The sequence below is a fragment of the Nostoc sp. LPT genome (assembly GCF_017115165.1).
Taxonomy (GTDB): Bacteria; Cyanobacteriota; Cyanobacteriia; order Cyanobacteriales; family Nostocaceae; genus Nostoc.
The window spans coordinates 45,223-54,132 of the sequence record NZ_JABXKF010000160.1 but is presented as its reverse complement, the minus strand read 5'-3'; the positions used below and the strand labels follow the sequence as shown (position 1 = coordinate 54,132).

The 8,910-nt window shown below is 41.9% G+C and carries 8 protein-coding genes and 1 pseudogene; 4 read left to right on the top strand and 5 right to left on the bottom strand.

All coding sequences use genetic code 11. The annotated features are described in order from the left end of the window. Positions 1 to 31: 31 nt before the first annotated feature. On the bottom strand, positions 32 to 715 hold the full coding sequence (locus tag HWQ58_RS30470; protein WP_292871324.1) for an efflux RND transporter permease subunit: 684 nt from the start codon (positions 713 to 715) through the stop codon (positions 32 to 34). Further along, complete coding sequence (locus HWQ58_RS30465; protein WP_292871322.1) at positions 702 to 1,760, bottom strand: efflux RND transporter permease subunit; 1,059 nt, start codon at positions 1,758 to 1,760, stop codon at positions 702 to 704. The genes HWQ58_RS30470 and HWQ58_RS30465 overlap by 14 nt, the downstream gene beginning before the upstream one ends. Before the next feature lie 624 nt (positions 1,761 to 2,384). Here HWQ58_RS30465 and HWQ58_RS30460 point away from each other — a divergent pair. Both HWQ58_RS30460 and HWQ58_RS30455 read left to right on the top strand, forming a co-directional pair. Then, a complete protein-coding gene (locus HWQ58_RS30460) occupies positions 2,385 to 4,130 on the top strand; it encodes an FAD-dependent oxidoreductase (RefSeq protein WP_292871320.1) in 1,746 nt (581 codons plus the stop codon). A gap of 107 nt (positions 4,131 to 4,237) precedes the next feature. Further along, positions 4,238 to 4,465, top strand: a complete 228-nt coding sequence (locus HWQ58_RS30455; RefSeq protein WP_292871318.1) for a hypothetical protein — start codon at positions 4,238 to 4,240, stop codon at positions 4,463 to 4,465. A 644-nt stretch (positions 4,466 to 5,109) separates the two neighbouring features. On the opposite strand, the gene HWQ58_RS30450 is transcribed toward HWQ58_RS30455, so the two are convergent. Further along, positions 5,110 to 6,009, bottom strand: coding sequence for a ferritin-like domain-containing protein (locus HWQ58_RS30450; RefSeq protein ID WP_292871316.1), 900 nt, complete (start codon positions 6,007 to 6,009; stop codon positions 5,110 to 5,112). Between the two features lie 375 nt (positions 6,010 to 6,384). On the opposite strand from HWQ58_RS30450, the gene HWQ58_RS30445 reads away from it, so the two are divergent. After that, positions 6,385 to 6,585, top strand: coding sequence for a hypothetical protein (locus HWQ58_RS30445; RefSeq protein WP_292871312.1), 201 nt, complete (start codon positions 6,385 to 6,387; stop codon positions 6,583 to 6,585). Positions 6,586 to 6,708: 123 nt separating this feature from the next. Here the strand turns inward: HWQ58_RS30445 and HWQ58_RS30440 are convergent. Continuing rightward, a pseudogene (locus HWQ58_RS30440) lies at positions 6,709 to 6,975 on the bottom strand (type I glutamate--ammonia ligase); the annotation flags it as partial. 264 nt (positions 6,976 to 7,239) lie between these two features. Next, positions 7,240 to 8,199: a calcium-binding protein gene (locus HWQ58_RS30435; RefSeq protein WP_292871314.1), complete on the bottom strand. Its 960-nt coding sequence runs from the start codon at positions 8,197 to 8,199 to the stop codon at positions 7,240 to 7,242. A gap of 331 nt (positions 8,200 to 8,530) precedes the next feature. Between HWQ58_RS30435 and HWQ58_RS30430 the strand changes: the two genes are divergently transcribed. Continuing rightward, positions 8,531 to 8,731 (top strand): hypothetical protein, encoded by a 201-nt coding sequence (locus HWQ58_RS30430; protein WP_292871312.1) that lies wholly within the window; start codon positions 8,531 to 8,533, stop codon positions 8,729 to 8,731. Positions 8,732 to 8,910: the final 179 nt, after the last annotated feature.

Sequence of the window (8,910 nt, the reverse complement as noted above, 5' to 3'; positions counted from 1 at the left end):
CCCTTAGCACTTAGTCATGGAATTGACATTACTATTTCCAGGTGCAAGATATGAGTAGACCAATATTGTCAAGAATAATTTCTAATTCTTCCTCAGGAATAACTTGGCGAATCTCATTTTCAACTTGAGTAAAAATCTGTTCTGTCTTCTCAAGTCTGATTCCCGCAGGAGCGCGGACATGCAAGCGAAACTGACCTGCATCTACTTGAGGGAAAAAGTCTTGACCAACAAAAGGTAGTAAAACTAAGGCGCTTACCCAAAAAGCCCCAAACATCGCAAAAACTATACCGCGATGATTTAGAGCTTTGGCTAAAGTATTTCGATAGTTTTGGCGAAATTTCTCAAATTGGCGATTAAACTGCTCATGAATACGCCAGAAAATATTTTTTTTGGGAAGTTGGGTAGATATATGACCATTACCATTATCAGCTAAATTTTCATGTTCAGTATAAAGATGTAGTTCCTTACCAAGCAGAAATTTTGCCAACATTGGTACTACTGTACGTGAGAGTAAATAAGAGGCAAGCATAGCAAAAACAACCGCCATTCCTAAAGGCATAAACAGCGATTGTGCTACTCCTGTTAAAAAGACAATCGGGATAAAAACAATACAGATTGCCAAGGTGGAAACGAAAGCGGGAACAGCTATTTGTTGTGCACCATCTAAAATAGCTTGTTGCAAAGGTTTTCCTTGTCCCAAATTACGATTTTTCAATTTCTACTGTGGCATCATCAACTAAAATCCCAACTGCTAGAGATAGTCCTCCCAAAGTCATAATATTCAAAGTCTGTCCTATCAATCGTAGAGCAATAATCGAACAAATAATTGATAAAGGGATGGAGATTGCCACAATTAAAGTGCTGCGCCAACTGCCTAAAAATAATAAAATCATCGCGGCAGTTAAACAAGCAGCAATCAATCCTTCGGTTAATACTCCGTGGATGGAAGCTTTAACAAATATCGATTGATCGAATAAGATATCTAAATTTAATTCTTTGGGTAATGTAGCTTGAATTTTTGGTAGTCTTTCTTTGACTCTAGCTACAACATCTAAAGTTGAAGCACTACCACTTTTAAGAATAGTTAATAAGCTAGAACGTTTCCCATCTCGACGGACAATATTGTTCTGCACAGCAAAGCCGTCATGGACTTGGGCAACATCACGTATATAAATGATCGTGCCGTTGATCTGTTTAATTGGTAAATTGTTTAAGGCTTCTAGGACTTGTGGACTACTATTGAGTCGAACACTGTACTCGCGATCGCCTAATTTGGCATTCCCCCCAGGTAAGATAAGATTTTGGGCGCTGATTGCGGTTGTGACATCTGTAGCTGAAAGACCTTTGGCAAATAGTGCCTGTGGGTCAATATCTACCATAATTTGCCGAGGTTTACCTCCATAAGGTAACGGTACAGATGCACCTTGAACAGTCGCTAGCTGAGTCCGTAGAAAATTATTGCCATTATCGTAAAGTTCTTGCTCTGATAATGATGTGCTGCTAACACTTAGCTGGAGAATTGGCACATTAGAGGCATTGTAGCGAATAATTAAAGGAGGTGTAATTCCTGGAGGTAAACCTCGGAGAATTGTTTGAGTATTAGAAGTAAGTTGAGCTACTGCTGCCTCAATTTTTGCTCCTGGCTGGAAGAAAACTTTAATGACGCTAACACCATTGAGTGATTGTGATTCGATGTGTTCAATATCATTAACAGTGGTTGTAAAAGAGCGTTCACTAGCTGTAACGATACGCTGTTCCATTTCTTCTGGTGAGACACCACCATAAGACCAAATTACACTGACAACAGGAATATTTCTGGAAAAATGTCTGTTGCCATGCGCGTAATAGTAACTACTCCTAAGACAAAAATAAGTATGGAAGTAATTACAAAGGTGTAGGGGCGACGAAGAGCAAGTTTAACAATCCACATTATTTTTTAGTTTAAATTCTTCTTTTTCTTTACTCTGTCAGTGCGATTTACACTAAAGCAAATTATTATTTAGATTTTAGTTATTCATTGCTAATTGCCAAATGAATATTTACTGATCGCTTTCATCTGCAATCAGGTAGATTAAAAGATTTCGCAAATCCGGTAACTTGATAGATTTACAGTGTTTTATGTAAAATTATCTTTACATACAGATGTGTAAAATGCAAGACCCTATACTTCCTCAAAAGAAAAATGTAATATTTAATACGTATTTGTCTAAATACCTTGTCAAACTAGTTTTGATCGTTTGTAGTAAGAACTTAAGTGCTTACCCATCAATTTAAACTTGACAAAAGCTGATTTCTAGAAGTGAATTATAAACTCAGCTGATAAAAGTAGAGCCAAGGATCAACCGAAATCAGCTAGATAGCTAACCCTGGTAGAGGATTTGGTCATGGTTCATCAGACATACATAGCTGATGTCTTAATCGTCGGTGGCGGAACCGGAGGGACTGCGGCTGCTATCCAAGCGGCGCGACGGGGAGCTAAAACCATTTTGGTGAGTGAATTTCCTTGGTTGGGAGGAATGCTAACTTCCGCTGGTGTATCTGTACCCGATGGTAATGAATTAGAAGCCTTTCAAACAGGGTTATGGGGTGCGTTTTTGCAAGAATTGCGACAACGACAGCCTGAAGGATTAGATAATAGCTGGGTAAGCTTTTTTAGTTACGATCCCCAAACTGGAGCAAAGATTTTTGCAGATTGGGTGCAGGAATTGCCCAATTTGCACTGGATTTCTGGACAAGTGCCTTTAGAGGTGTTCCGACAAGGTGATTCGATTACTGGTGTCCGCTTTGCTGATTTTGCTGTCACAGCCAAGATTATTCTCGACGGCACAGAGTTAGGAGATTTATTAGCTTTAGCTGATATACCTTACCGTTGGGGTTGGGAATTGCAATCTGAGTGGGGAGAACCCAGCGCCCCAGTGACTTTTAACTTTTTAACTCAGAAATATCCTGTGCAAGCGCCCACTTATGTAGTGATTATGCAAGACTTTGGTGAAGCGATCGCACCAGAGATTCCGGCTGCATCTGACTATAATCCATCCCAGTTTGTAGGTGCTTGGGATGGCTATGGAGCAGAGACATTTTTAAATTATGGACGTTTGCCTGGTGGCCTGTTTATGATGAATTGGCCAATCTGTGGCAATGACTACGGCGAAGGGGTAGGGCGATTGATAGAGTCAGATGTATCCAGACGTGAATTCATCCAAGAATCTCGCTGGCACAGCCAAAATTTTGCTCATTTTATCCAAAAACAGCTTGGTCGTCGTTATGGTTTAGCAAAAAAAGTATTTCCTCACACTTCTACAGCTTTTGCACTACATCCCTATTACCGGGAAAGCCGCCGCTTGGTGGGGCTAACTATTGTCCGAGAACGGGATATTTTGCCGAGCGCCAAAGGTAGAGTTGCATCTATATTTAATGATGCAATCGCAGTTGGTAATTACGCCAATGACCATCATTATCCTGGCGTTCAATTCCCACTACAACCAAAATCTATCCGCTGGGGCGGACGTTGGACGGGGACTCCTTTTACAATTCCCTACAGTTGTCTAATTCCGGCCACAACAGATGGTTTCTTGGTCTGTGAAAAGAATATTTCTGTCTCCCACATTGCCAATGGCGCCACCAGATTACAACCTGTGGTTATGGGAATTGGTCAAGCAGCAGGGATGGCAGCGGCGATATGTGTTGAGTTAAACTGCCAGCCGAGAGATTTACCTGTTAGGACACTGCAAACGGCTTTATTAGAAGATAATCGCTCAAAAGCGCTAATTATTCCTTTCTTTAATCTACCTCCCAATCATTCGGATTGGCAGCACTGGCAACTGTATTACTTAGATAACCCACAAGCCTATCCAGTTAGTGGCGATTGCCCTGATTCTGCTTTTGACAAAGCATTAATTCAGGAAAGTAACTGTTTTAAAGGCATCTTTTACCGCTTGGAAGACCAGGAATATAGATTCACTGTCACAGCCCCAGCCGCATATCAAGGGCAAAGTTGGCAGCTTGTGACTTTGCGATCGCATATCGACGAGCAATTACGCGCTTATCCCCACGAACAATTAGTTACATTGTGGGGTCGTCACAATCACTCTGGTAATTGGTTATTAGTCGAATATTTAAACAGAGGATAAGAAGAGTTTATTTTCAGTAAAACAGAATACTTTTTGATTAATTGTCCGGATATTCATTAAAAAGCTAAGTATCAGTGAAGAGGAGAGTTCCAAAATAGACATCTGCTATGCGTGCTGCCATTTCACTTTTAGTTTCGAGTCTGGTGTTCGGCCCCTTAGCTTTTAACTGCCAAGCAATGGTCAATCACTTATCAACAGGGCTGCCTTCCACGCCTACTTCACAACAGTGGCTCTCGGCGGCATCTGAACAAGCTTCAGATGATGCGCCACGTCATCGCGGTAGTGGGCGCAGAGAAGTGACACAAAAAGCCCGAAATATCTATGCTGTGGTTTAACTACTGTAGGGTAATGCTTCTTTTCCCAAAGGAACAAAATTACCACAAAACAGGATGTTATGCTCACATCTGTTACACAGCTTTTCTGGCAGAGATATATACAGTTGACACACGAAAGTCTTCAGCGATCGCTTAGTATTTCAACTGCAAGCTTTATGTATATATAGTTGGCCTCAATCCTGCCGCTCAAAATTCCCCAATAGATTTTCTTCTCATGCATTCAGTAAGTGGTTATCTACATAAGCAAGTAACCGATCTTAGCTCCGACATCTGTTTAACGTCCTTTGCCGAAGCATAAAATCTCTTTCGTTTCATCTCTTGCTTATCTAGCGTATGGATTAACACAGGTAGTATAGATTTATTGCACTTGCTAACAAATCTACTATTCTTGACCTACTTTTGCCCCCTGGTTCGTTCTCCTCGCAGATGGCTCCCGACATTAAAAAGGATCTGCCAGATCATCTTAGCCGTTTTAATTATTCTACACCCAAGGCCAGATGCAAAATTTTGCATTTGGTCTTTTTAGATGAATTTTAGTTAAAGAAAGGGAGTGGGGAGTAGGGGAGCAGAGGAGAAGTTCAGTAAGTTTTTCCCCTCTGCCCCTCTGCCCTTGTGCACCTCTGCCTCTTGTGCCCAATGCCTTTTTACACCGTTGTTTTCTTGCGATTATTCTCTGTTCCCTGGATGCCGTTGAGGAACATTGGCACAAACTTCTCAATAAACATCTGTGGATCGCGCTGCCAAGCCTTTTGTGCAGTTTGAATTCTAGTAAATTGCAACTCAGGCGCTAGCAAAGTCTGGGGTAAGCGTTCCATCAGATATTGGGGACGTTGCCAAAGCGGCATGGTATTTGCGACTTCCACCAAGTTGGCAACTCGCCGTAGTTCTGCACCCAAGGTGATATCCATTCCTGATTCAAATGCTGCTTGTTCAATTGCAGTATATTTTCGCTTGGCTTGCTCGACTTTTTGCTGATGTTCTGGACTTTTACGCGCAAGTTCTCCTAGCCAACGATTACCCCACCGGACGTGTCCTACTTCCTCTGGGAGAATTTTTTCAATGGTTTCCCGAATTTTGATGTTTTCTTCTGTGTGCGGTGCTTGTTTGAGGGCGTGAATGTGAGCAGAGAAATACTCACAGCCCCGTTTTTCGGTGACGTTAATTGCGGCCAAGGCAGCAATCATGCCGTCCTCTAGGTTGTGTTTTGGGTCATAGGTATCTTTGTCGAGCAGCCGATCAAATTCATCAATATAGGAAGTTCCAGGGGGAGTTCCTATATCGCTTCCCAAATCAATCAACAAGTCAGTTAGCCACATGGCATGACGAGCTTCATCTGAGATGTGATGAGACAAATCCCGCACCAGTTCCCGTGGCTGTCCATTAAGTTGTTCAATTACCTCAGTTAGGTCTTTACAACTGCGTTGTTCACTGTAACGGTAGCGGTTGAGGGTAATCAGATGGATTTCGCGATCGCATACCACCCGTTTTAATATATCTCTCGCACTCAAAACATTCTGAAATTTACGCGGGTAGGTAACTGTCATAAATTATGTAAACTTTTGTAAATCTTTATTTAATAGTAACTTAATTTTTGCGAGTGCTGTATTTGTGCCGCTTCAACGAAAAAAAGAGTAAAAGTTACAAAAATTAATCACTTGAGTTGAACCTAAGTGTAAATAAAAGTAACGAAAAAATGTTCAGTCTTGGGTAAGGTGTGTTTTTAAGCTCAAACCAATCTGAAGCTAGATGATTTTAGTTATCAAAAGTAAATTGGAGAGATTTTCCCTCAAAGCCGGATAACTGTAAGCAAAAGAAAATATAAATTTTTGTAAAAAGTAGCTTATGTTACAGAATTTTTGTTATATTAGTTTTGTAAGGAAAAAAAATTATATATTCACGAAATAGAGAGGACTATGATTATGTCTATCGCAGATAAATCTCGTGCATTAATGGTGCGCGAACATCAACAAGTCAAGAATCGCCAGCAATCAATGTTGATGCGGGCTGCACAAGAACTTGGTCTTCCTGAGGAAGCATCTCACTACTGGAACCCGATTCAAGGGAAAGTAGATACTAGCGCTCGGATGATTTATGGGCCCAGCCATGCTTCCATGAGCTAAGTTTCAGGAGTCATAAGTTGGATTTTTTGATTGAATGTCTCAACTGACAAGTCTGGAAAAAAAAGCCACCCTCTACTTTAGGGTGGCAAAACTTATTACTTTTTAGTTAGATACGACTCTTCATTAAGCATCGTAGTAGAGGTAAAACTCGTAGGGATGAGGACGCAGCTGCAACTGTTTGACTTCGTTACCTAGTTTGTAGTCAATCCAATTTTCGATAAAGTATTCCGTGAAGACGCCTGATTCTGTCAAAAAGGCGTGATCTTTTTCCAGTGCTTGCAACGCCAGTTCTAAAGAACCTGGAGTTGAAGGAACCTTTGCCAGTTCTTCTGGAGAGAGTTCATAGATATTCTTATCTAAGGGTTCACCAGGATGGATTTGGTTTTTGAGTTCAGGTAGCCGCTCCGGTACTGGGTACTGGGGACTGGGAAAAAGTTTTTTAAAATTTGGTGGTGGGTAAAAGCGGAAAGTCTCAGCTAAGGTTTCCTTAGATTAGAACTTTCCAAGACAGCCCCCACCATAATTTTTCGATTTGGCACCCAATCCCTAATCCCTAATCCCCATTGCCCCTAATCCCCACTCCCTCCGGTCGTAGGGGCTCCGAGTTCTCCAGTTCCTTTTACTTCAAAGTTCACAACTCATAGTGATATGTGTTTAGACGAAATCAAAACCATCGTTAAAATCTGAAATTGAAACTCCTTGAACAAACGCGATTAAGTCGTTGTTAAAAGATATCCCCGTCCCCACGACATTATTAATAGAGATGATACCCAAGCTAAAGGTAGATTCAGGTAGTTCAATAGAGTCCTGGCTGATGTTGAAGTCAGTAATCAGGGCGTAGTCACTATTTCCACCATTATCATAGAAAACTTCACTACCTGCTCCCAGGACGAAGGTATCGCCATTAGCCCCGCCAGTTAAGGTATCAACTTCGTTAACAATCGATCCAAATCCTGGGGCAAAAGGTTCAACGCCGATCAGGCGATCGCTCCCATTACCACCCGATAAAGAGTCGTTTCCAGCTCCACCAATCAATAAGTCCGTGCCAGTTTCACCAGTAAGGGTGTCATTTCCAACTCCAGTCCCACCAAATACGGTGTCGTTACCAGCCTCACCCTGAACAAGATCATTGCCTGCATCACCATTGAGTTGGTCATTACTCCCGCTACCTGATACCGTGTCATTCCCAGTACCCGCAAAAACTCGATCATTTCCAGCGTCGCCAGAAATTACGTCGGCGCCATCAGAGCCATTGAGGATGTCATCTCCATCATTACCATTAATGGTGTCATTCCCTGCATCACCGAAGATGCGGTCATTGTCATCGTTACCAATGATGCGGTCATTGCCGTTCCCCCCATTGATCACGTCAACCCCATCGTCGCCATCAATGGAGTCGTTCCCAGCATCTCCAAATACTAAATCGTCGCTATCCCCACCATCAATTGTGTCGTTTCCTGCTCCACCAACGATCAGGTCTTCGCCATCGTTACCAAAGATTTCGTCGTCACCGGCTAAGGCTACAATAGTATCGTCATCATCGAAAGCATCAATGCGATCGCTGCCAATAGTGCCAGCAAGAAAATCGTCCTCATTTGTACCAATAATATCCATGTGTTTTTTCCTTTCAACTTTCAGGAATGATCTCAAAAGGCATCAGTATTATTTAGGCAAGGGGAACATCTAAGACAAAGTGTCTGAGCTGAACACACAAATATCAGATTGTTTAAGTTATTGAGAACAATCTCAATCAAGGACAGCCGGAAGTTGACTTTACCGAAGCAAATAACTTTGTATGAGCAGCATATTTGCTTTTACGTAGTTTGAAACTATCTCTTAAGGTAGATGTTAATACTTAGAAAAAATATATTAATTATTTTATTAAAGAATATTTGATTATTGGAACTGCATGGACTGTTGCCGGATGCGTGCTGTTTCATACGTTATGTCTATCGCAGATAAATCTCGTGCGTTAATGGTGCGTGAACATCAGCAAGTCAAGAATCGCCAACAATCAATGCTGATGCGGGCTGCACAAGAACTTGGTCTTCCTGAGGAAGCATCTCACTACTGGAACCCGATTCAAGGGAAAGTAGATACTAGCGCTCGGATGATTTATGGGCCCAGCCATGCTTCCATGAGCTAAGTTTCAGGAGTTATAAGCTGGATTTTTTGAGTAGACCTCTTGCAAAAGTCCCTAACACCCCACCCCCAACCCCTCTCCGCTCTTTGGGAGGGGAGACAAAGCGTAGCTTTGGCGGGGTGGGGTTCTTTTTTTGGATTTATGCAAGAGGTCTAGTGAATGTCTCAACTGACAAGTCTGGA

Coding starts and splice junctions, on each gene's coding strand:
- HWQ58_RS30465 (WP_292871322.1), bottom strand. CDS start 1,760: ATGGAACAGCGTATCGTTACAGCTAGTGAACGCTCTTTTACAACCACT.
- HWQ58_RS30460 (WP_292871320.1), top strand. CDS start 2,385: ATGGTTCATCAGACATACATAGCTGATGTCTTAATCGTCGGTGGCGGA.
- HWQ58_RS30455 (WP_292871318.1), top strand. CDS start 4,238: ATGCGTGCTGCCATTTCACTTTTAGTTTCGAGTCTGGTGTTCGGCCCC.
- HWQ58_RS30450 (WP_292871316.1), bottom strand. CDS start 6,009: ATGACAGTTACCTACCCGCGTAAATTTCAGAATGTTTTGAGTGCGAGA.
- HWQ58_RS30445 (WP_292871312.1), top strand. CDS start 6,385: ATGTCTATCGCAGATAAATCTCGTGCATTAATGGTGCGCGAACATCAA.
- HWQ58_RS30435 (WP_292871314.1), bottom strand. CDS start 8,199: ATGGATATTATTGGTACAAATGAGGACGATTTTCTTGCTGGCACTATT.
- HWQ58_RS30430 (WP_292871312.1), top strand. CDS start 8,531: ATGTCTATCGCAGATAAATCTCGTGCGTTAATGGTGCGTGAACATCAG.